20 protein-coding genes and 1 tRNA gene are annotated in these 21769 nt (G+C 39.2%); 16 read left to right on the top strand and 5 right to left on the bottom strand.

What is annotated here, in order from left to right; genetic code table 11:
• The first annotated feature begins 11 nt into the window (after positions 1-11).
• Entirely contained in the window at positions 12-1100 is a 1089-nt protein-coding gene (locus HPSH112_RS01490; RefSeq protein WP_001121071.1) for a prohibitin family protein, read from the top strand.
• 6 nt (positions 1101-1106) lie between these two features.
• The gene (locus tag HPSH112_RS01495; RefSeq protein ID WP_000157389.1) at positions 1107-1646 is read left to right on the top strand and encodes a DUF2393 domain-containing protein; all 540 of its coding nucleotides are present in this window, start codon (positions 1107-1109) and stop codon (positions 1644-1646) included.
• A gap of 63 nt (positions 1647-1709) precedes the next feature.
• Here the strand turns inward: HPSH112_RS01495 and HPSH112_RS01500 are convergent, their stop codons facing one another.
• The 3 genes from HPSH112_RS01500 to HPSH112_RS01510 form a co-directional block, all read right to left on the bottom strand.
• Positions 1710-3260: a dipeptide ABC transporter ATP-binding protein gene (locus HPSH112_RS01500; protein WP_000889790.1), complete on the bottom strand. Its 1551-nt coding sequence runs from the start codon at positions 3258-3260 to the stop codon at positions 1710-1712.
• Between the two features lie 9 nt (positions 3261-3269).
• Positions 3270-4292, bottom strand: a complete 1023-nt coding sequence (locus HPSH112_RS01505) for an ABC transporter permease (RefSeq protein WP_000116838.1) — start codon at positions 4290-4292, stop codon at positions 3270-3272.
• Between the two features lie 102 nt (positions 4293-4394).
• Positions 4395-4470: transfer RNA gene (locus HPSH112_RS01510), tRNA-Ala, on the bottom strand.
• A 186-nt stretch (positions 4471-4656) separates the two neighbouring features.
• Here HPSH112_RS01510 and hopF point away from each other — a divergent pair.
• The 7 genes from hopF (at position 4657) to xseA (ending at position 12253) form a co-directional block, all read left to right on the top strand.
• Positions 4657-6078, top strand: a complete 1422-nt coding sequence (hopF, locus tag HPSH112_RS01515; RefSeq protein WP_000788612.1) for a Hop family outer membrane protein HopF — start codon at positions 4657-4659, stop codon at positions 6076-6078.
• 12 nt (positions 6079-6090) lie between these two features.
• Complete coding sequence (hopG, locus tag HPSH112_RS01520; RefSeq protein WP_014662201.1) at positions 6091-7503, top strand: Hop family outer membrane protein HopG; 1413 nt, start codon at positions 6091-6093, stop codon at positions 7501-7503.
• Positions 7504-7601: 98 nt separating this feature from the next.
• Positions 7602-8837 (top strand): adenylosuccinate synthase, encoded by a 1236-nt coding sequence (purA, locus tag HPSH112_RS01525; protein ID WP_000796204.1) that lies wholly within the window; start codon positions 7602-7604, stop codon positions 8835-8837.
• Positions 8834-9262 carry a flagellar export protein FliJ gene (locus HPSH112_RS01530; protein ID WP_000712748.1) on the top strand — a complete coding sequence of 143 codons (429 nt, stop codon included), beginning with the start codon at positions 8834-8836 and terminating at the stop codon, positions 9260-9262. Before purA ends, HPSH112_RS01530 begins: the two co-directional genes overlap by 4 nt.
• Positions 9255-9932 carry a MotE family protein gene (locus HPSH112_RS01535; RefSeq protein WP_001226661.1) on the top strand — a complete coding sequence of 226 codons (678 nt, stop codon included), beginning with the start codon at positions 9255-9257 and terminating at the stop codon, positions 9930-9932. The genes HPSH112_RS01530 and HPSH112_RS01535 overlap by 8 nt, the downstream gene beginning before the upstream one ends.
• Complete coding sequence (gene rseP / locus HPSH112_RS01540) at positions 9932-10978, top strand: RIP metalloprotease RseP (protein WP_000471105.1); 1047 nt, start codon at positions 9932-9934, stop codon at positions 10976-10978. Before HPSH112_RS01535 ends, rseP begins: the two co-directional genes overlap by 1 nt.
• A gap of 12 nt (positions 10979-10990) precedes the next feature.
• On the top strand, positions 10991-12253 hold the full coding sequence (gene xseA, locus HPSH112_RS01545) for an exodeoxyribonuclease VII large subunit (protein ID WP_000382879.1): 1263 nt from the start codon (positions 10991-10993) through the stop codon (positions 12251-12253).
• A gap of 18 nt (positions 12254-12271) precedes the next feature.
• Here the strand turns inward: xseA and HPSH112_RS01550 are convergent, their stop codons facing one another.
• Together HPSH112_RS01550 and HPSH112_RS01555 are read right to left on the bottom strand one after the other, a co-directional pair.
• Entirely contained in the window at positions 12272-13426 is a 1155-nt protein-coding gene (locus HPSH112_RS01550; RefSeq protein WP_041199820.1) for a DNA methyltransferase, read from the bottom strand.
• 10 nt (positions 13427-13436) lie between these two features.
• Complete coding sequence (locus HPSH112_RS01555; protein ID WP_014662202.1) at positions 13437-14051, bottom strand: hypothetical protein; 615 nt, start codon at positions 14049-14051, stop codon at positions 13437-13439.
• Positions 14052-14251: 200 nt separating this feature from the next.
• On the opposite strand from HPSH112_RS01555, the gene HPSH112_RS01560 reads away from it, so the two are divergent.
• The 7 genes from HPSH112_RS01560 (at position 14252) to HPSH112_RS01590 (ending at position 21767) form a co-directional block, all read left to right on the top strand.
• Positions 14252-14929 (top strand): BsaWI family type II restriction enzyme, encoded by a 678-nt coding sequence (locus tag HPSH112_RS01560; RefSeq protein WP_000893463.1) that lies wholly within the window; start codon positions 14252-14254, stop codon positions 14927-14929.
• Entirely contained in the window at positions 14926-15684 is a 759-nt protein-coding gene (locus HPSH112_RS01565) for a DNA-methyltransferase (RefSeq protein WP_000806081.1), read from the top strand. The genes HPSH112_RS01560 and HPSH112_RS01565 overlap by 4 nt, the downstream gene beginning before the upstream one ends.
• A gap of 72 nt (positions 15685-15756) precedes the next feature.
• Positions 15757-18327, top strand: a complete 2571-nt coding sequence (locus HPSH112_RS01570) for an ATP-dependent Clp protease ATP-binding subunit (protein WP_001048002.1) — start codon at positions 15757-15759, stop codon at positions 18325-18327.
• Positions 18328-18383: 56 nt separating this feature from the next.
• Positions 18384-19103 carry a cytochrome c biogenesis protein CcdA gene (locus HPSH112_RS01575; RefSeq protein WP_014662203.1) on the top strand — a complete coding sequence of 240 codons (720 nt, stop codon included), beginning with the start codon at positions 18384-18386 and terminating at the stop codon, positions 19101-19103.
• A 9-nt stretch (positions 19104-19112) separates the two neighbouring features.
• A complete protein-coding gene (locus tag HPSH112_RS01580) occupies positions 19113-20249 on the top strand; it encodes an amidohydrolase family protein (RefSeq protein ID WP_000924936.1) in 1137 nt (378 codons plus the stop codon).
• Positions 20234-21463 (top strand): aminofutalosine deaminase family hydrolase, encoded by a 1230-nt coding sequence (mqnF, locus tag HPSH112_RS01585; protein WP_001155840.1) that lies wholly within the window; start codon positions 20234-20236, stop codon positions 21461-21463. The genes HPSH112_RS01580 and mqnF overlap by 16 nt, the downstream gene beginning before the upstream one ends.
• A gap of 61 nt (positions 21464-21524) precedes the next feature.
• Positions 21525-21767, top strand: coding sequence for a nuclease (locus HPSH112_RS01590; protein WP_000780041.1), 243 nt, complete (start codon positions 21525-21527; stop codon positions 21765-21767).
• The last annotated feature ends 2 nt before the right edge of the window (positions 21768-21769 follow it).

Below are 21769 nucleotides of genomic sequence, written 5' to 3' on the forward strand. Positions count from 1 at the left end.
AAAGGAAATCCATGCCCATTGATTTGAACGAACATTTAAAAAAGAAAAATTCTCAAAGAGAAACCCCCACGCCTAATACGCCCAATGATGGGGGGCGTTTCATCCCGCCGTCTAACTCTTTTAATTCTAAAAAACTATCGGTTTTAATTGTCATTGTCCTTTTAGGCGTTATCGCTTTTTTGGCCAAGCCTTTTGAAGTGATTAGCTCAGGAGAAATTGGCATTAAAATCACCGCCGGGAAATACGAACCCACCCCCTTACAGCCAGGAATCCACTTCTTTGTGCCTATCATTCAAGACATTCTTATTGTAGATACAAGGATTAGAAATATCAATTTTTCACGCACCGAAGACATGGGCGTGGCGGGTAAAAACCAAGGGATTTTTAGAAACGACGCTATTAATGTGATGGATAGTAGGGGCTTGACCGTTTCTATTGAACTCACCGTGCAATACCGCCTAAACCCTCAAACCACCCCCCAAACGATCGCTACTTATGGCTTATCTTGGGAGCAAAAAATCATCAACCCTGTGGTGCGCGATGTGGTGCGATCTGTCGTGGGGCGTTACCCGGCTGAAGATTTACCCATTAAGCGCAATGAAATCGCCGCTTTGATCAATAGCGGTATCAATAAAGAAGTTTCTAAGCTCCCCAACACCCCTGTGGAATTAAGCTCTATCCAATTGCGAGAAATCGTCTTGCCCGCTAAGATTAAAGAGCAAATTGAAAAAGTCCAAATCGCGCGCCAAGAATCAGAAAGGGTGAAATATGAGGTGGAGCGCTCCAAGCAAGAAGCTCAAAAACAAGCCGCTCTGGCTAAAGGGGAAGCGGACGCTAACAGGATTAAGGCTCAGGGCGTGGCTGATGCGATCGTGATTGAGGCTAAGGCAAAATCTCAAGCTAATTTAAGCATTTCACAAAGCTTGAGCGACAAGCTTTTAAGACTGCGCCAAATTGAAGTTCAAGGCCAGTTTAATGAAGCGTTAAAAACCAACAATAACGCTCAAATCATGCTCACTCCAGGCGGGGCTGTGCCTAATATTTGGATTGACACTAAAAGTAAGGTTAAATCTAGTATTGCCGAGACTAAAGAGCCTTAAAAACGCATGGCATCTCTTGCCTTTATCCAAGCTTTTTTGGAGTCTTTTAAGGGCTTTTTAAGTCAAGCGACTTTAATTAGCGTTTTAATAGCGAGCGTTTTAATCCTTTTTTGCGCGATTTTGCTCCTTTTGGCTTTGCTTTTAAGAAACCGCTTGGCCAGATATATAGCGGCAACGGCTTTTTTAGGCGCGTTTTTAAGCATGCCTTTTGCTTTGAATGTTTTACTCACTCAAACGATTTACCCTATAGAAACACGCATCTTACACGCTAACCCTTTAAGCTATAGCAAAGCCTTTTCTTTGCAAGTGGGAGTCAAAAACAATTCCAAATTTACTCTAAACAAATGCGTTTTACGCCTAGAAGTGCTTAAAAACCCTCACAATTTTGTAGAAGAGCATGCGTTTAAATTGTTTGTCAAAAAAAGCTATGAAAAAACCTTTAAAGAAAAGATTTTGCCTGAAGAATCCAAGGTCTTTTCATTCTTCATTGACAACTACCCTTATTTAAAAACAGCCCCCTATCAAGTTTCTTTGTTTTGTTTGTAGAAAAGATAACACCCATTAAAAAGCGGTTAAAAACGCTTAAAGGCATGAATTTTAAATAAAGCTTTAAAGCCTAGATTCCAACAAACGCTTCGTATAAGCGTGTTTAGGGTTGTCAAACACTTCTTTAATAGTGCCCATTTCTACGACTTTCCCCTCACTTATCACTAACACCTTATCACAAAACGCTTTGATCACATCTAAATCATGGCTGATAAACAAATAGCTCAAATCCTGTTTTTCTTGTAAATCCAACAGCAATTCCAACACGCTTTTTTGAATGCTTTTATCTAAAGCAGAAGTGGGCTCATCTAAAAGAATGATTTTAGGTTTTAAGGCAATCGCTCTAGCGATCGCCACTCTTTGGCGCTCCCCACCGCTGAGTTCATAAGCGTAAAAGTTAAGCAATTCAGGGTTTAAACACACCTCTTCTAAACAAAGTTTTGCGAGATGGTGCCATTCTTCTTTGGAAGCTTTAGGGTAAGCAAAGTGCAAAGCCTCTGTTAAAATGCTTTGAATGCTTAAGCGAGGGTTTAATGATGCGTAAGGGTCTTGAAACACCATTTGCAAAATCTTGCGGTAGGGTTTGAACGCCTTAGAATTTAAAAGCCCCACGCTTTGGCCTAAAATCTTTTCTTCCCCACTATTTAAAGCGAGTTTTAAAAGCCCCAACGCTAAAGAGCTTTTCCCGCTCCCGCTTTCGCCAATGATGCCGATGTTTTCTTTGGCTTTGAGGGAAAAATTGACTGATGCAATAAGGGGCTTTTTTAAAGAAGGCCTAAAAAAGCGTTTTTGCAAGTAATAAACGCTAAAATCTTTCACCTCTAAAAGCGTCTCATCTAGCGCTTTTAAATTTTTAGCGGGCAAGTTTGAAGCTTGAATCAAGAGTTTTGAATATTCGTGCTTGGGGTCATTAAAAAGCTCTTTAGTGGAATTGGTTTCTACTATCTCGCCTTTTTTTAGCACATAAACCCTATCAGCTAAGCGTTTGACCGCTTTCAAATCATGGCTAATGAATAAAAGGGCGATGTTTTTTTCCACGCTCAATTGCTTGAGCAAGTCTAAAATCTGGTTTTGGATTTGCGCATCTAATGCGGTGGTAGGCTCATCGCAAATGAGCAGTTTGGGTGCATTAATAATGCCCATAGCGATACACACCCTTTGGCGCTGCCCTCCGCTCAATTCATAAGGGTAACGATTTAAAAATTTTTCATCTAATTGGACTTGCTGCATGGCGTTTAAAACTTTTTCTTTAAGGAGCGTTTTAGAAGCGTTTTTATGGTGTAAAAAATAGGCTTCACTCATTTGCTTGCCGATTTTATGCAAGGGGTTTAGGCTGGATAGGGGGTCTTGAGCGATGTAGGCTATCGCATTACCCCTTAAATGCTGCATAAATGCTTCGCTTTCTTTTAAAAGGTTGGTTGTTTCAAACAACACTTCGCCATTATGGGGTTTGAATCTAGGGTTTAAACGCATGATGATATTAGCGATAGAGCTTTTTCCGCTCCCGCTCTCGCCCACGATCGCCACCCTTTCGCTAGGATTTAACGAAATATTGATGTTTTGGAGCGAAAAATGTGCGTTTAAAACGCAGTTTAAGTTTTTGATTTCTAGCATGTAATCCCCTTATTTGAGCATGTTAGCGTTGAAAGCATCGCGTACCCCTTCGCCAATGAACACCAAAACAGAAAGCAACAAGCTAATGGCTACAAACGCAACGATGGCTAAATGGGGCGTAGTGAGGTTATCTTTGCCTTGATTGACTAATTCTCCCAAACTCGCGCTCCCTATAGGCATGCCAAAACCCAAGAAATCCAAAGACACTAAAGTAGAAATGCTGGCCGCCATTAAAAACGGCACATAAGTGATCGTCGCCACTAAAGCGTTGGGTAAAACATGGTAGAAAATGATTTTTAAATCATTCACCCCAAGCGCTCTAGCGGCTTTGGTGTAATCCATGTTCCTTGCTTTTAAAAACTCCGTGCGCACGACTTGAGAAAGCCCCATCCAGCTAAAGAGCAAGACTAAAAATAAAATGATCCAGAAATTAGAATTAAACGCGCTAGAAATCACAATGAGTAAAAAAAGCATAGGGATCGCGCTCCAAATCTCGCTCAACCTTTGCCCCACTAAGTCTATCAACCCTCCATAATACCCCTGAAACGCTCCCAAACTCACGCCAATAAGAACGCTAAAAAGGGTGAGTAAAATCCCAAACACTAACGAAACACGATAGCCATAAACCAGTCTGGCTAACACATCTCTGGCTTGATCGTCTGTGCCTAAAAGGTGTTTGAAGCTTGGGGGGGTGGGGGCAGGCGAGTCTAAATCCATAATGATCGTATCGTAGCTATAGGGGATGAGCGCATGGATAATGAAAGCGTCTTTTAGAAGCGTGTCTTTCACATAAGGATCGTTATAATCCGTGGGGGTGAAAAAATCGCCTCCAAACTCCACTTCCGCGTAGTCTTTAAACATGGGGAAATACGCCTTATTGTCTTTATAGATGAATAAGGGGCGATCATTCACCCACAAGGGGGCTAAAAGAGAAAGCGCTAATAAAGCGATAAAAAGATAGAGCGAAAACACCGCCCTCTTATTCTTTTTAAAACTAAGAATGCGCATTTTAAACAAACTGCTCACGCTCAAACTCCCTTGATGAAAAACAATTCCTAAGATTATAATTAATTATGGGTAATACTAGCAAGAAAACGGGTTTGATCCATAAAGAAAGAGAATAAGCGTAATTAATGGTGGAGTGTAGGGGGTTCGAACCCCTGACCTCAACGCTGCCAGCGTTGCGCTCTCCCAACTGAGCTAACACCCCACTAAAAAGCAGAAAAAAGCGTAAAAATTAAGCGAGAGCGATTATAACATTTTGCTTAAAAGATGTCAATTTGATGCTTTTTTGAAACGCTTAATAGCAAATTAAGAATGATTATCTTAAAATTAGGGAGTTTCTTTTATGGATTAAGTAAAATCACTTATCAAAGCCAAAGCAAAAAGGATATTTTTGAAAAACCACTCCTTTAAAAAAACGATCGCTCTTTCCTTGCTGGCGGGCATGTCTTTGTGTAACGCTGAAGAAGATGGGGCGTTTTTTGTCATAGATTATCAAACGAGTTTGGCCAGACAGGAATTGAAAAATCCAGGCTTCACTCAAGCGCAAGAATTAAAGCAGTTGATTAGAGATGGGGCTGTGAGGTTGCAAACTTCTGCCATTCCCTTATCCTACTACTTGGATATTTTAGGGAATAAAACAAAAATCCTTTTGAGTGAAAGCGTGAAAGACAATGCACAACCACCCCAAGCCTTAGTCAATTTAGAGCAATCTCTAGGGATTTTAGGAAAGCTATTGGATCTATCCCAGCAATACGCTAATCAGGGTGTCATTAAGCCTTTGGTGGTGGATGTGGGGAAAGAACAAATCGGTATCACTGATAGCATGCTCTTAGTGGCTCAAAACATCGTTTTAGCTTTAGGGCAAGTGGATTTGAGCAAAATCCAACAAAATAATAACAAACAGCTATACGAAAACATCATGCAAGTCATGCTTTTAGGCGCAGGCGGGACTAATGGAGCGTATAATGGCGTGAGCGTGGGCGATATTGCCACAGGCATGCAAAATTTTTCTTCGCAAACGGGCTTGATAGGGGCTAATTCTACGGTGAGCGAGCTGAACGCTTTGATTAAGAGCGGGATTTCTTTAGATCGTGAGACTTTGGGGTTAGGGAGTTTTATTGAAAAAAATATTTGTAGCAGCGCATCGTCTTGTTTTAGCAAGGGCCAGCTTATCTATAAGAAAGGGCTAGATAGATCCATAAACATCATCAGTGCGAGCTTGGATCAGTTTGAAAATTCGGCTAGTTCTCTTTATAAGATTTCTTATATCCCTAACCTCTTTTCGCTCAAAGATTACCAGTCAGCGAGCATGAACGGCTTTGGGGCTAAGATGGGTTATAAACAATTTTTCACCCATAAGAAAAATATCGGCTTAAGGTATTACGGGTTTTTGGATTATGGCTATGCGAATTTTGGCGATACGAATTTAAAAGTGGGAGCGAATCTTGTTACTTATGGGGTAGGAACGGATTTTTTATACAATGTGTATGAACGCTCTAGAAGGAGGGAAAGGACTACAATCGGCCTTTTCTTTGGCGCTCAAATTGCAGGGCAAACTTGGAGCACTAATGTAACGAACTTATTGAGCGGGCAAAGGCCTGATGTCAAGTCCAGTTCGTTCCAATTCTTGTTTGATTTGGGCGTGCGCACCAACTTTGCAAAAACCAATTTCAATAAGCACAGGCTAGACCAAGGGATAGAATTTGGGGTGAAAATCCCTGTTATCGCTCATAAATATTTCGCAACCCAAGGCTCAAGCGCAAGCTATATGAGGAATTTTAGCTTCTATGTGGGCTATTCAGTCGGTTTTTAAGGAAGGCTCTTGATGAAAAATACCAATACAAAAGAGATAAAGAATACAAGAATGAAAAAAGGTTATAGTCAATACCACGCGCTCAAAAAAGGGCTTTTAAAAACCGCTCTGCTTTTTAGCCTTCCTTTAAGCATGGCGTTAGCTGAAGACGATGGCTTTTATATGGGAGTGGGCTATCAAATCGGCGGCGCGCAACAAAACATCAATAACAAAGGCAGCACCCTAAGGAATAATGTCATTGATGATTTCCGCCAAGTGGGCGTGGGTATGGCAGGGAGTAATGGGCTTTTAGCTTTAGCGACAAACACGACCATGGACGCTCTTTTAGGGATAGGCAATCAAATTGTCAATACTAATACAACTGTTGGCAACAACAACCTAGAATTAACCCAGTTTAAAAAAGTACTCCCCCAAATTGAGCAACGCTTTGAGACGAATAAAAACGCTTATAGCGTTCAAGCTTTGCAAGTGTATTTGAGTAATGTGCTTTATAACTTGGTTAATAATAATGGCAGTAATAATGGAGTAGCTCCTGAATATGTAGGGATTATAAAAGTTCTCTATGGTTCTCAAAATGAATTCGCTCTCTTAGCTACGGAGAGTGTGGCGCTTTTAAACGCGCTTACAAGGGTGAATCTGGATAGCAATTCGGTGTTTTTAAAAGGGCTTTTAGCCCAAATGCAGCTTTTTAATGACACTTCTTCAGCAAAGCTAGGCCAGATCGCAGAAGGCTTGGAGAAGAGCGGTGGTGTAGGATCAATGCTCCAAAAGGATGTGAAAACCATCTCGGATCGAATCGCTACTTACCAAGAGAATCTAAAACAGCTAGGAGGAATGCTGAATAATTACGATGAGCCCTACTTGCCCCAATTTGGGCCAGGAAAAAGCTCTCAGCATGGGGTTATTAATGGCTTTGGCATTCAAATGGGCTATAAGCAATTTTTTGGGAGCAAGAGGAATATAGGCTTACGGTATTACGCTTTCTTTGATTATGGCTTTACGCAATTGGGCAGTCTTAGCAGCGCTGTTAAAGCGAATATCTTTACTTATGGCGCTGGCACAGACTTTTTATGGAATATCTTTAGGAGGGTTTTTAGCGATCAGTCCTTGAATGTGGGGGTGTTTGGGGGCATTCAAATAGCGGGTAACACTTGGGATAGCTCTTTAAGAGGTCAAATTGAAAACTCGTTTAAAGAAACCCCCACTCCCACGAATTTCCAATTTTTGTTTAATTTGGGCTTAAGGGCTCATTTTGCCAGCACCATGCACCGCCGGTTTTTGAGCGCGTCTCAAAGCATTCAGCATGGGATGGAATTTGGCGTGAAAATCCCGGCTATCAATCAAAGGTATTTGAAAGCGAATGGGGCTGATGTGGATTACAGGCGTTTGTATGCGTTCTATATCAATTACACGATAGGTTTTTAAGCTCTTTTTAGGGCTTATAAAGAGGCTTTTTACTTTTTTTTGGTATTCTAACGAGCTTTTAAACAATCCAATCTACTTTGTTTTAAGGATAATATTTTATGGCAGATGTCGTTGTGGGGATCCAGTGGGGAGATGAGGGGAAAGGAAAAATTGTTGATAGGATCGCTAAAGATTATGACTTTGTGGTGCGCTATCAAGGCGGGCATAATGCCGGGCATACCATTGTGCATAAGGGGGTTAAGCATTCTTTGCATTTAATGCCCTCAGGGGTTTTATACCCACAATGCAAGAACATCATTTCTAGTGCGGTGGTCGTGAGCATTAAGGATTTGTGCGAAGAAATCAGCGCGTTTGAGAATTTAGAAAATCGTTTGTTCATCAGCGACAGAGCCCATGTGATCTTGCCTTATCATGCCAAAAAAGACGCTTTTAAAGAAAAATCTCAAAACATCGGCACGACTAAAAAAGGCATAGGCCCTTGCTATGAGGATAAAATGGCAAGGAGCGGGATAAGAATGGGGGATTTATTAGACGACAAGATCTTAGAAGAAAGGCTAAACGCTCATTTCAAAGCCATTGATCCTTTTAAGGAAGCGTATGATTTGGGCGAGAATTACGAAAAAGATTTGAGAGAGTATTTTAAAACTTATATTCCAAAAATCTGCCCCTTTATCAAAGACACGACAAGCATGCTGATAGAAGCGAACCAAAAGGGTGAAAAAATCCTACTAGAAGGGGCGCAAGGCACGCTTTTAGACATTGATTTAGGGACTTACCCTTTTGTAACAAGCTCTAACACCACGAGCGCTAGTGCATGCGTGAGCACCGGCTTAAACCCTAAAGCGATCAATGAAGTGATAGGCATCACGAAAGCCTACTCCACTCGTGTGGGTAATGGGCCTTTCCCTAGCGAAGACACTACACCCATGGGCGATCATTTAAGGACTAAGGGCGCGGAGTTTGGCACGACAACCAAACGCCCAAGGCGTTGCGGGTGGTTGGATTTGGTGGCTTTAAAATACGCTTGCGCTTTGAATGGTTGCACGCAATTAGCTTTAATGAAATTAGATGTTTTAGACGGGATTGATGCGATTAAGGTGTGCGTGGCTTATGAAAGAAAGGGCGAAAGATTAGAGGCTTTCCCTAGCGATCTGAAAGATTGCACGCCGATCTATCAAACTTTTAAAGGCTGGGAAAAAAGCGTGGGCGTGAGAAAACTAGACGATTTAGAGCCAAACGCTAGAGAGTATATCCGTTTTATTGAAAAAGAAGTGGGGGTAAAAATCCGCCTTATTTCTACAAGCCCTGAAAGAGAAGACACGATTTTTCTATGAAAAAATTCGCTTCTGTATTGGTGCAATTAAAAATCCTTGCATTAGAAAAAATAGAGCAAAAGCTTAAAAGCAAGCGTTTAGAATTGCAGCAAAATGAGCGAGAAATTTTGGACAAACAAGCCCAACTGAGCGCGTTTAAAAACCCTGAATTGGGGGGAATGAGCCTTTTTTTACAAACCCAGCAATTAAAAAGTGCTATAAGAATGGAGATAGAATATTACCAACAAGAAAGCGAGAATTTAAATAAGGATTTAAAAATTTTAGAAAAAGAGTATCTTTTGGCTAACCAGGAATTAGAAAAAGCTAAAATCATTTTAGAAAATGAGAAGCGAAAAGAAAAGGAAATTTTGGAAAAAAAAGAGCAGGCTCTTTTAGACGAAAACGCCATGATTTTACACTGGCAAAAAGAGGGCTTGCATGCGTAAAATCTTGTTAATGGGCTTGATTTTACAAGCACTCTTTGGCGAAGAAGCCACGCAAGAATTGTTGCAATGCTCTGCGATTTTTGAATCCAAAAAAGCCGAATTGAAAGACGATTTGCGCCGATTGGGCGAAAAAGAGCAGTCTTTAAGGATCTTGCAAACCGAAAACGCCCGCCTTTTAGATGAAAAAAACGATCTGTTAAACAAAAAAGAAAAAGAAGTGGAAGAAAAACTGAAAAATTTAGCCGCTAAAGAAGAAGCCTTTAAAGCCTTACAAACGGAAGAAAAAAAGCGCCTTAAAAATTTGATAGAAGAAAACGAAAGCATTTTAAGAGGAATCAAGCAGGCTAAAGATAGCAAGATTGGCGAGACTTATTCTAAAATGAAAGATTCTAAGTCCGCCTTGATTTTAGAAAATCTACCCACTCAAAACGCCCTAGAAATTTTAATGGCGCTAAAACCCCAAGAACTCGGTAAAATTTTAGCCAAAATGGATCCTAAAAAAGCGGCGGCTTTGACAGAGTTGTGGCAAAAACCCCCACGAGAAAATAAAGAAATCCCAAAAACCATACCACCCATGCCCCCTATAGCTCCCATGCCCCCTATAGCTCCCACGCCTTCAAAAGAGCCGATGATAAAAGATCCTAACACCAAAGAGCCTGCAGGGGTATGATGTTCATTGTAGCGGTTTTAATGCTGGCGTTTTTAATCTTTGTCCATGAATTAGGGCATTTCACTATCGCTAGGATTTGTGGGGTCAAGGTAGAAGTCTTTAGCATTGGTTTTGGTAAAAAACTCTGTTTTTTTAAGCTTTTTGGCACGCAATTCGCTTTGTCTTTGATCCCGCTTGGGGGCTATGTGAAATTAAAGGGCATGGATAAAGAAGAAAATGAAACGAATGAAAGCGCGAATGATAGCTATGCGCAAAAAAGCCCTTTCCAAAAGCTATGGATACTATTTGGGGGGGCGTTTTTTAATTTTCTTTTTGCGATTTTAGTGTATTTTTTTCTGGCATTGGGTGGGGAAAAAGTCTTACTGCCCGTCATTGGCGATTTGGAAAAAAACGCGCTAGAAGCTGGGCTATTAAAGGGGGATAAAATCCTTTCTATCAACCACAAAAAAATAGCGAGTTTTAGAGAGATTAGAAGCGTAGTGGCGCATGCTAGAGGCGAGTTGGTTTTAGAAATAGAGCGCAACCATCAGATTTTAGAAAAACGACTGACCCCCAAAATCGTGGCAGTGATAAGCGATTCTAACGATCCTAATGAAATCATCAAATATAAAGTAATAGGCATTAAGCCGGACATGCAAAAAACAGGCGTTGTTTCTTATTCCTTGTTTCAAGCGTTTGAAAAGGCCTTGAGTCGGTTTAAAGAGGGCGTTGTTTTGATTGTGGATTCTTTAAGGCGTTTGATTACAGGGAGCGCTTCAGTTAAAGAATTGAGCGGGGTGGTAGGCATTGTGGGAGCGTTAAGCCATGCGAGTAGTGTGAGCATGCTTTTGTTGTTTGGGGCGTTTTTGTCTATCAATTTAGGGATTTTAAATTTATTACCCGTTCCAGCGCTAGATGGGGCGCAAATGTTAGGGGTTGTTTTTAAAAATATTTTTAAGATCGCGTTGCCGGCGTTTATGCAAAATGCGTTGTGGCTAGCGGGTGTGGGGTTTTTGGTTTTTATCATGTTTTTAGGGCTTTTCAATGACCTCACTCGTTTGCTATAAAAGGGGGAGTTGGTGGATGTATTGAGCGTGAGCGAAATCAATGCGCAAATCAAAGCCCTTTTAGAAGCGACTTTTTTGCAAGTTAGGGTTCAAGGGGAAGTGAGTAATTTGACGATCCATAAGGTGAGCGGCCATGCGTATTTTTCGCTCAAAGACAGCCAGTCAGTCATCAGATGCGTGCTGTTTAAAGGGAACGCTAACAGGCTCAAATTCGCTTTAAAAGAAGGGCAGGAAGTGGTTGTTTCTGGGGGCATTAGCGCGTATGTTCCAAGGGGGGATTATCAAATCAATTGCTTTGAAATAGAGCCTAAAGATATAGGTTCATTAACCCTAGCTTTAGAGCAATTGAAAGAAAAATTACGCCTTAAGGGTTATTTTGATGAAGCCAATAAATTACCCAAACCGCATTTTCCTAAACGAGTGGCAGTCATCACTTCTCAAAATTCAGCCGCTTGGGCGGACATGAAAAAGATCGCTTCCAAACGATGGCCGATGTGCGAATTGGTTTGCATCAATGCGTTAATGCAAGGGGAGGGCTGCGTTCAAAGCGTGGTGGAGAGCATCGCTTATGCGGATAGCTTTCATGACACAAAAAACGCTTTTGATGCGATTGTGGTGGCTAGGGGTGGGGGGAGCATGGAGGATTTGTATCCTTTCAATGATGAGAAAATCGCTGATGCATTGCATTTGGCTAAAACTTTCAGCATGTCAGCTATTGGGCATGAGAGCGATTTTTTATTGAGCGATTTGGTAGCGGATTTAAGGGCTTCTACGCCTTCAAACGCGATGGAGATTTTACTCCCTAGCAGCGATGAATGGTGGCAAAGACTTGATGGGTTTAATGTGAAATTGCACCGCTCTTTTAAAATTTTGCTCCATCAAAAAAAGGTGCATTTAGAGCATTTAGAGGTTTCTTTAAAACGATTGAGTTTTGAAAACAAGCACCATTTAAACGCTTTAAAGCTAGAGAAATTAAAAATCGCTTTAGAAAATAAAACCCTAGAATTTTTACGCTTTAAAAAAACGCTTTTAGAAAAAATCTCTACTCAAACATTAACAAGCCCTTTTTTACAAACTAAAACAGAGCGATTGAACGCACTAGAGAACGCCCTTAAACTCGCTCATGCAAATTTGAAATTACCCCAATTTGGGGCGTTTGTGAGCAAAAATAACCAAGCGATAGAGTTAGAGGCATTAAAAAGGGGCGACAAAATTGAATTGAGCAATGAAAAAGCCAGAGCGAGCGCTGAAATTTTAAGCGTGGATAGGGTGTAGGGGTTTGAAAAATAATATTTAAAATAAAATAGATTTTGTTTTTAAAATTTCGTATTCACTTCTTTTAACAATCTTTTCTAAACGCAATAGCATGATGTTTGAAATCGTGTTTTTATATCCCTTGTTTTTCAAAATGCTAGCAGCTTGTGGGTTATTTTTAATTTTTTCTTCTTTTTGGCACAAATAAAAAGACCAATTCAAATAATAATCCTTATTAACTTCTATAACCGCTTGCGCTGTTGTCCCGCTACCTGCAAAAAAATCTAAAATAATAGAATCTTTGGGGGTGGAGCATAATAATAAATATTTAATCAATGCTACAGGTTTTGGCGTCTTAAAAAGACCCTTTAAGCCTAATTTTTCTAAATCTTTTGTGCCTTGTCGGCTATAAAAATCCAGCACGCTCAAACAATTATCTTGTGATTCTTTTAGGTAATATTTTTCATAAGGGCGATTATTCTTAAAAATAAGTCTATTTTGATAATATAATTCCTTAAGCTTTTCATCACTGCTCCACCCTCTGCTTTTTAGGGGTTCTAAAAAAAGATTGATTTCTTGTATCGCTACACTACGCGGATTTGAAGGCGTAGATAAATCTTTAGCGAAATAAATCTCACCTTTTTCATCCACTAAATTATAATTTTTTAAAAAATTAAAATGTTCTTTTTGAGATAACTCTTTGATTTGTTCTTTTAAAACAAGTTGGGCTTGAGCTTGTCCTTTTTGTTTAAAAACATTCTTAATCATTCGCATTAAATCTTTTAATGGTTTAGCATAAATGGGCAAAAGCGTTCGTAAGATTTTAAAACCAGGAGCGAATGCTTTATTTTTAGCGTAGCTTAAAACATATTCATGGGTAATATTGATGTGTTTAGCGTTAGACCTTGTGGCTTGTTTAGTGATAAAAGTGCCTAAAAAATTGCATGTTCCAAAAATTTCATTGGCAATGATTTTAACTTCAGCCATTTTATTATCATCTATAGAAATAAAAATACAACCACTTTGTTTTAACACAGCCTTTGCTAAAATCAAATGTTCTTTAATCCATTTTTCATAGTCAGCATGAGCGTCTTCATATTCAAAGTTAGAACTCTTAGTGTTATAAGGGGGGTCTATATAGATAGTTTGGATGCTTTCTTTTTCTATTCTTTTCAAACATTCCAAAGCTTCCATAATAAAAACTTTATGCAAGATGGTTTTCCCAAGAAAAATGACCAAATTTAAGATTAAAAAGATTGATAAGCTCTTGTTCTTTTAAATCAATGGGTTTCATTTTAAAATCAAATTCTTTAATTAACTTACTAACCCCTATCGTTTGAGTTGAACGCCTGCTCTCATTATGACACTCTTTTACTTTTTGTTCTAAATACAAGCCAATTTTAGGGTGTTTTCCATAAACAATGAATAAAAGATTAGAAATATTATTCCAAACGCCCACGGCTAAAGTCGTTTTAATATCGCAAAAAACTTTGGCTTTTTCTAAAGTGGTGTCATTAAAAGTCGCGCTCCAAGTTTTACTTTGAAAGGATACTTGTTTGATTTCTAAAAATTCATCGCTTGAACTTCTTTTGGCATCAAGGCCATGCTTTTGAATATTGATAAGCTCATAATCTAAATATAGAGCCACCATGCTGTCTCTCAATTCATTCAAAAATGAATCGTTGTCATGTTTATTGTATTTATTTTGAATTTCTTCAATCGGCTTTAATGCTTGATAGCTTTCTGTAATGAAATTTCTATCAATGGGCTCAAAGTGCCCTTTATTAAAAAATCCCAAAGATTGATTTAAAAATTGCATATCTAGCCCTTTGATTGAATTCTGTCAATATTATTTTAGTGAAAATATATTATTCATTAGCAATACTTTTAAGCAGAATGTCTAAAATTTGCATTTCACTTTTATCATAAGCTTGCTTAAACACCAGCCATTATCAAAAAGTTTTGTATTATAATTTGATTGATTTCTATTGATTAAGGTGTTTGAATTGAGTTTAGCCGATGTTAGAGCGTTTTAAAGATTTTATGAGAGAACAACCTGAACCTTACAAGTTTTTACAGGTTTTTTACGCGCAAGAAAAAGAACGCTTTTTAAATGATAAAATGAACGATTGTATTAAGCAAAATAAAAGCAAGGAAGAGGCTAGTATTTTGGCCAGACAAGGCTTTGTCAGCACCATAGGAAGGGTGTTAGAAAAAATCATAGAACTTTTATTAAAAGATTTTTGTACTAAAAACAATGTAAAAATGACGAACGATAAAATCTTAAGGGCTAAACGCATTAATGGCGAGTTGGATAGAGTCAAACGGGCTTTATTGGTGCATTTTGGAGAGTATAGCGTTTTGCCTGATGGAGATATTATTCTTTATCAAACCAACAAGGATAATATCAAAATCCTAGCGATCTTGTCGGTAAAAAATTCATTCAGAGAGCGTTTCACAGAAGCGCCTTACTGGAAATTAAAACTTTTGCAATCGCCTATAACTTCTCATATTAAAGTCTTTATGATAACACCGGATAACGATAATGAAATCAGCTTTAAAGACAAACCTAAAAAAGCTAGGATCGTCATGGAGCATGAATTAGATGGCCTCTATTTAGCCAAAAGCCATTTTGATCAAAGCTCTAAAATTAAGGGTATAGAAAACTTGTTAGAAGATTTAAAAAGGCTTTTATGAAACCTTATTTCAGTTTGGAAAAATTGGATTTATACCATGGCGATGTCAGCGTTTTAGAGACTTTTGAAAAAGGTTTTTATGATTTGTGTATCACTTCACCGCCCTATAATTTGAGTGTTGAATATCAAGGGAGTAATGATTTTAGGGCTTATGATGACTATTTAAATTGGTGCAAGAATTGGCTTAAAAATTGTTATTTTTGGGGCAAGGAACAAGCGAGATTGTGCTTGAATGTCCCTTTAGACACGAATAAACATGGCAAGCAAAGTTTGGGGGTAGATATTATCGCAATAGCTAAAGAATGCGGTTGGAAATACCAAAATACGATTATTTGGAATGAAAGCAATATTTCAAGACGCACGGCTTGGGGGAGTTGGTTGCAAGCTAGCGCGCCTTATGCTATCGCTCCTGTGGAGTTGATCGTTGTTTTTTATAAAAACGAATACAAACGCCAAAAACAAACTTCTACAATCAGTAAAGAGGAGTTTTTGCTCTACACGAACGGGCTATGGAATTTTAGCGGCGAATCCAAAAAGCGCTTAAAACACCCAGCCCCATTCCCAAGGGAATTACCCAGGCGTTGCATTAAATTGTTTTCTTTTTTGGAAGACACGATTTTTGATCCTTTTAGCGGATCTGGCACGACTATTTTAGAGGCAAACGCTTTAGGGCGTTTTAGCGTGGGTTTAGAGATTGAAAAAGAATATTGCGAGTTGTCTAAAAAGCGTATTTTGGAGAGTTTGTCATTAGTGTGAGCGTTTTAAAAACCTTTGAGGGTTAAAATAGTGTAAAATAGTAAAGATTTTAAAACTCAAAAAGGATTGATAATGAATTTATTTGAAAAAATGACTGACCAATTGCATGAAACTTTAGACAGCGCGCTCGCTCTAGCTTTACACCATAAAAACGCTGAGGTAACGCCCTTGCACATGCTTTTTGTCATGCTCAATAACTCCCAAGGCATCCTCATTCAAGCCTTACAAAAAATGTCTGTGGATATTCAAGCCTTAAGGCTTAGCGTTCAAAGCGAGTTGGATAAGTTTGCTAAAGTTTCACAAATCAACAAGCAAAACATCCAATTAAACCAAGCTTTAATCCAAAGTTTAGAAAACGCTCAAGGCTTGATGGCTAAAACGGGCGACTCTTTTATCGCTACAGATGTGTATCTTTTGGCGAACATGAGCCTTTTTGAAAGCGTTCTAAAACCTTATTTAGACACTAAGCAATTGCAAAAAACTTTAGAATCTTTGAGAAAAGGCGCGACTATCCAAAGTAAAAACGATGATTCTAATTTGGAAAGTTTGGAAAAATTTGGCATTGATTTGACGCAAAAAGCCTTAGAAAATAAGCTCGATCCGGTGATTGGGAGGGATGAAGAAATCATTCGCATGATGCAAATTTTGATAAGAAAAACAAAAAATAACCCTATTTTACTAGGTGAGCCTGGAGTGGGGAAAACGGCGGTTGTGGAGGGTTTAGCCCAACGCATTGTGAATAAGGAAGTGCCTAAAACGCTTTTAAACAAACGAGTCGTCGCTTTAGATTTAAGCTTATTGGTGGCTGGAGCCAAATACAGAGGCGAGTTTGAAGAGCGTTTGAAAAAGGTGATTGAAGAAGTTAAAAAAAGCGCGAATGTGATTTTATTCATTGATGAAATCCACACGATCGTAGGGGCTGGAGCTAGTGAGGGGGGCATGGATGCGGCTAATATCTTAAAACCCGCGCTCGCTAGGGGGGAATTGCACACGATTGGAGCGACCACTTTGAAAGAATACCGCAAGTATTTTGAAAAAGACATGGCACTACAAAGGCGTTTCCAACCCATTTTACTCAATGAGCCTAGCATCAATGAAGCCTTACAGATTTTAAGAGGGTTAAAAGAAACTTTAGAAACGCACCATAATATCACCATCAATGACTCCGCGCTCATAGCGAGCGCCAAACTCTCTAGCCGTTATATCACCGATAGGTTTTTACCCGATAAAGCGATTGATTTGATTGATGAGGGGGCGGCTCAATTAAAAATGCAAATGGAATCCGAGCCGGCAAAACTCTCTAGCGTTAAGCGCTCCATTCAAAGATTGGAAATGGAAAAACAAGCCCTTGAAATGGAAAAAAAAGAGAGCAATGCCAAACGCATGCAAGAAATCCTTAAAGAATTGAGCGATTTGAAAGAAGAAAAAATCCAATTAGAAGCGCAATTTGAAAACGAAAAAGAAGTGTTTAGAGAAATTTCACGCTTGAAAATGGAAACGGAAAGCTTGAAAAAAGAGGCTGAGAGGTTTAAGCGCAATGGGGATTACCAGCAAGCGGGTGAAATTGAATACTCTAAAATCCCTGAAAATAAAAAGAAAGAAGAAGAATTGCAGCACAAATGGGAAGCGATGCAACAAAACGGGGCGTTATTGCAAAACGCTTTAACCGAAAACAACATCGCTGAGATCGTGAGCCAATGGACGCATATCCCGGTCCAAAAAATGCTCCAGAGCGAAAAAAATAGGGTTTTAAACATTGAAAGCGAATTGCAAAAAAGAGTGGTGGGGCAAGAAAAAGCGATCAAAGCGATCGCTAAAGCGATTAAAAGGAATAAGGCCGGGCTTAGCGATAGCAATAAACCCATAGGGAGTTTTCTCTTTTTAGGGCCAACGGGCGTGGGTAAAACCGAGAGCGCTAAAGCTTTGGCGCAATTCTTGTTTGATAGCGATAAAAATCTTATAAGAATTGACATGAGCGAATACATGGAAAAACATGCCATAAGCCGTCTTATTGGGGCCGCTCCTGGGTATGTGGGCTATGAAGAAGGCGGGCAATTGACCGAAGCGGTGCGCAGAAAACCCTATAGCGTGGTGCTGTTAGATGAAGTGGAAAAAGCCCATCCGGATGTGTTTAATCTCTTGTTGCAGGTTTTAGATGAAGGGCATTTAACCGATAGTAAGGGCGTGAGGGTGGATTTCAAAAACACGATTTTGATTTTAACCAGCAATGTGGCTAGCGGCGCGCTTTTAGAAGAAAATTTGAGTGAAGCCGATAAACAAAAAGCGATCAAAGAGAGTTTGAGGCAATTCTTCAAGCCGGAATTTTTAAACCGCTTAGATGAAATCATCTCCTTTAACGCCCTAGATAGCCATGCTGTCGCTAATATCGTGGGGATTCTCTTTGAAAACATTCAAAAAAAAGCGCTTGAAAGAGGCATTAATATAACCCTAGACGAAGAAGCAAAAGAATTGATCGCCAAAGCGGGATTTGACAGATTCTATGGCGCTAGACCCTTGAAGCGCGCGCTCTATGAAATGGTAGAAGACAAGCTCGCTGAACTCATTTTAGAGGATAAAATTAAAGAGAATGACAGCGTGGCGTTTGTGGTAGAAAATAACGAAATTGTGCCTAAGATTAAGTGAGGTTTTGCTATCCTAAAAAAGATAAGAAATGGTTATTTTTAAAAAAGGATTGAATGATGTTTGATAACACGCTTATCAATTTATTTGAGACAGCGCCTCTTTTAACTTCGCTTTTAGCTGGGATTTTAACTTTTTTAAGCCCTTGCGTGTTGCCTTTAATCCCAGCGTATATGTCTTATATTTCTCAAATTTCTTTAGAGGATATTAAAGATGGTAAGGCTAAAAGGGTTTCGGTTTTTTTAAAATCCTTGATGTTTGTGGTGGGGTTTTCGCTCGTGTTTTTGGGCGTGGGCATGTCTATGGCCAAGCTTATCCATAGCTTTTCGTTTTCCTGGGTGAATTATATCGCCGGAGGGATTGTGATCCTTTTTGGTTTGCATTTTTTAGGCGTGTTTCGTTTTGCATTTTTATATAAAACCCAAAGCTTTCGTTTAGCGAGCAAATCTAACAGCATGCAGCGCTTTTACCCTTTTCTTTTAGGCATGAGTTTCGCTTTAGGCTGGACGCCATGCATCGGGCCGATATTCACTTCTATAGTGATCATGAGCGCGAGTAAGGACGCTTATGGCTTAATGCTTATGGTGGTGTTTGTGGTGGGCTTGGCGATCCCTTTTTTATTGGTGGCTTTAATGCTAGAAAGAGCGCTTTTATTTTTAAAATCCTTAAAGAAATACAACCGCGCGATTGAAATTGTTTCAGGGTTGGTGCTTATTTTAATGGGGATATTGATTGTAACCAACTCTATGGAAAGCTTGACGAATTTCTTGCAAAAATAGGAGGGTTTGATGCTGTTAAAAAACGCTTCGTTTTATGATGGTGAGGTTTTAAAAAGAGCGGATATTCGCTTAAAAGATTCTCTCATTGCAGAGATTAAAGAAAACTTAAGCCCTATTAAAAATGAAGAAGTAATTGAGTGCGCGAATTTATTCGTGCTGCCAAGCTTCATTGATTTGAGCGTTACTGGTTTGGAGGGTTATGAAAATTTAAAACAAAAGGCTTTTAAAGGGGGGGTAGGGTTACTCAATGTTTTTAATTGCGATCAAAGCGGCATTAAAAATATTATGGCGATTAGAAACAACCAACTAGCCGACATCGCTACGCTTAAAAACAAAGGAGGGGAAATTTTAATCGTGCAATCTGACGCTTTTTTAGAACTCATCAGCCATTACGCCAAATCCTACAATTTGCCTCTTTTAATCTCTTTAGAAAATTCTTTTGAAGCCCTAAATAGCGGGGCATTAGCCTATGAATTGGGGCAAAATTTTGTAGAAAATGCGTTTGAAAACACGCGTTTGGTGCGTTTTATGGAAGTTTCTAGAGCGTTACAAATCCCTATGCTTTTAGATAAAGTGAGTAGCGCCGCCACGCTCAAACTCATCAAAGCCTTTAACAATTTAGGGGCGCACCTGCAAGCCCAAACGCCCTTAAGCCATTTAATCTTAGATGAGAGCGTGTATGAAGATTATGAGCCCAGATTTAAAATCGCCCCTCCTTTAAGGGATAAAGAAAGCCAAAACGCCCTAAAAGAGACCCTAAAGAATGATGAAATTACTATGCTCACAAGCCTCCATGTTTTTAAAAATTCTAACGCAGAGCTTTTTGAAGAAAGCGCTTTTGGGTGTGAGAGCATAGAGAACGCTTTTAGCGTGGCTTATACTTTTTTAGTTCAAAAAAAGGTTATCAGCTTCCAACAGCTCATTAAAGTCATGGCGACTAATCAAGCGAGATTTTTAAAACTCAATGCAGGCGAGGTTAAAGAAAATCAATTAGCTAATCTCATGATTGTGGATTTGAACGCCCAAACAAGAGTTAATAATAAAAATTCGCCCTTTTATGGTTTAGAATTATATGGTGAAGTTCAAAGAATGATCTTAAAAGGGCAAACCACATTGATTAAGGAGAATGCATGCAAGAAATCATAGGAGCGTCTTTAGTTTTTTTATGCAATGAAAAATGCGAAGTGTTAGAAGATTATGGCGTGGTCTTTGATGAAAAGATTGTTGAAATAGGCGATTATAAAAGTTTAACGCTTAAATACCCCCACTTAAAGGCGCAGTTTTTTGAAAATTCCGTTCTGTTGCCCGCTTTTATCAACGCGCACACCCATTTTGAATTTTCCAACAACAAGGCGAGTTTTGATTACGGGAGTTTTTCTGGCTGGTTAGGGAGCGTGTTAAACAATGGGGGGGCGATTTTAGAAAATTGCCAAGGGGCTATTCAAAACGCTATCAGCGCGCAATTAAAAAGCGGGGTAGGGAGCGTGGGAGCGATTTCTAACCACCTGATAGAAGTTAATTTATTAAAAAAAAGCCCTTTGAACGCTGTCGTATTTTTAGAGTTTTTAGGGAGTAGCTATTCTTTAGAAAAACTGAAAGCGTTTGAGGCAAAATTCAAAGAGTTAAAAGATTTAGAAGACAAAAAACTTAAAGCCGCTCTCGCTGTGCATGCCCCTTATTCGGTTCAAAAAGACATGGCTTTAAGCGTGATCCAATTAGCCAAAGATTCACAAAGCCTGCTTTCTACGCATTTTTTAGAATCGTTTGAAGAATTAGAATGGGTGGAAAATTCTAAAGGGTGGTTTGAAAATTTTTACCAGCATTTTTTAAAGGAGTCTCATTTCAAATCGCTCTATAAGGGCGCGAACGATTACATTGACATGTTTGAAGACACGCACACTTTATTCGTGCATAACCAGTTCGCTTCTTTGGAGATGCTAAAAAGGATTAAATCTCAAGTCAAAAACGCTTTTTTAATCACATGCCCCTTTTCTAACCGCCTATTGAGCGGGCAAGCGTTGGATTTAGAAAGAACCAAAGAGGCCGGTTTGAGCGTGAGCGTGGCCACTGATGGCTTGAGCTCTAACATTTCGCTAAGCCTTTTAGACGAATTAAGGGCGTTCTTGCTCACCCATAACATGCCATTATTAAAATTAGCTAAGATCGCTCTTTTAGGAGCGACTAGGCATGGGGCTAAAGCTTTAGCTTTAAATAATGGCGAGATAGAAGCCAATAAGATGGCGGATTTGAGTGTGTTTAATTTTGGTGAAAAATTCGTTAAAGAGCAAGCGGTTTTGCAATTCTTATTGCATGCTAAAGAAGTGGAGCGCTTGTTTTTAGGGGGGAAAAGGGTGATCTAATTTGTTTTAAAGACAGAATGCGTTAAAATGAGAAATCTAAATCAATTCAAGGAAAGAGTCAATGAAATTAGTTTTAGCCAAGAATACAAGAAAATCAGACGCTAAGAGCGTGGAATTAGAGGATTTGTATCACAAATTTAGTGAAGACAAGCGTTCTATTTTCTATTTTGCCCCCACAAACGCCCACAAAGACATGCTCAAAGCGGTGGATTTTTTCAAAGAAAAAGGCCATACGGCTTATTTAGATGAGGTGAGGGTCAGCAGCGATGAAAAAGATTTTCTTTATGAATTGCACATTATTTAAAG

Origin of the sequence: Helicobacter pylori Shi112, assembly GCF_000277405.1 — a bacterium.
Classification (GTDB): domain Bacteria; phylum Campylobacterota; class Campylobacteria; order Campylobacterales; family Helicobacteraceae; genus Helicobacter; species Helicobacter pylori_C.

Bases quoted from the DNA above. Each gene is read 5' to 3' on its own strand.
- HPSH112_RS01490 (WP_001121071.1), top strand. From the start codon at position 12: ATGCCCATTGATTTGAACGAACATTTAAAAAAGAAAAATTCTCAAAGA.
- HPSH112_RS01495 (WP_000157389.1), top strand. From the start codon at position 1,107: ATGGCATCTCTTGCCTTTATCCAAGCTTTTTTGGAGTCTTTTAAGGGC.
- HPSH112_RS01500 (WP_000889790.1), bottom strand. From the start codon at position 3,260: ATGCTAGAAATCAAAAACTTAAACTGCGTTTTAAACGCACATTTTTCG.
- hopG (WP_014662201.1), top strand. From the start codon at position 6,091: ATGAAAAATACCAATACAAAAGAGATAAAGAATACAAGAATGAAAAAA.
- purA (WP_000796204.1), top strand. From the start codon at position 7,602: ATGGCAGATGTCGTTGTGGGGATCCAGTGGGGAGATGAGGGGAAAGGA.
- HPSH112_RS01530 (WP_000712748.1), top strand. From the start codon at position 8,834: ATGAAAAAATTCGCTTCTGTATTGGTGCAATTAAAAATCCTTGCATTA.
- HPSH112_RS01535 (WP_001226661.1), top strand. From the start codon at position 9,255: ATGCGTAAAATCTTGTTAATGGGCTTGATTTTACAAGCACTCTTTGGC.
- rseP (WP_000471105.1), top strand. From the start codon at position 9,932: ATGTTCATTGTAGCGGTTTTAATGCTGGCGTTTTTAATCTTTGTCCAT.
- HPSH112_RS01550 (WP_041199820.1), bottom strand. From the start codon at position 13,426: ATGGAAGCTTTGGAATGTTTGAAAAGAATAGAAAAAGAAAGCATCCAA.
- HPSH112_RS01555 (WP_014662202.1), bottom strand. From the start codon at position 14,051: ATGCAATTTTTAAATCAATCTTTGGGATTTTTTAATAAAGGGCACTTT.
- HPSH112_RS01560 (WP_000893463.1), top strand. From the start codon at position 14,252: ATGTTAGAGCGTTTTAAAGATTTTATGAGAGAACAACCTGAACCTTAC.
- HPSH112_RS01565 (WP_000806081.1), top strand. From the start codon at position 14,926: ATGAAACCTTATTTCAGTTTGGAAAAATTGGATTTATACCATGGCGAT.
- HPSH112_RS01570 (WP_001048002.1), top strand. From the start codon at position 15,757: ATGAATTTATTTGAAAAAATGACTGACCAATTGCATGAAACTTTAGAC.
- HPSH112_RS01575 (WP_014662203.1), top strand. From the start codon at position 18,384: ATGTTTGATAACACGCTTATCAATTTATTTGAGACAGCGCCTCTTTTA.
- HPSH112_RS01580 (WP_000924936.1), top strand. From the start codon at position 19,113: ATGCTGTTAAAAAACGCTTCGTTTTATGATGGTGAGGTTTTAAAAAGA.
- mqnF (WP_001155840.1), top strand. From the start codon at position 20,234: ATGCAAGAAATCATAGGAGCGTCTTTAGTTTTTTTATGCAATGAAAAA.
- HPSH112_RS01590 (WP_000780041.1), top strand. From the start codon at position 21,525: ATGAAATTAGTTTTAGCCAAGAATACAAGAAAATCAGACGCTAAGAGC.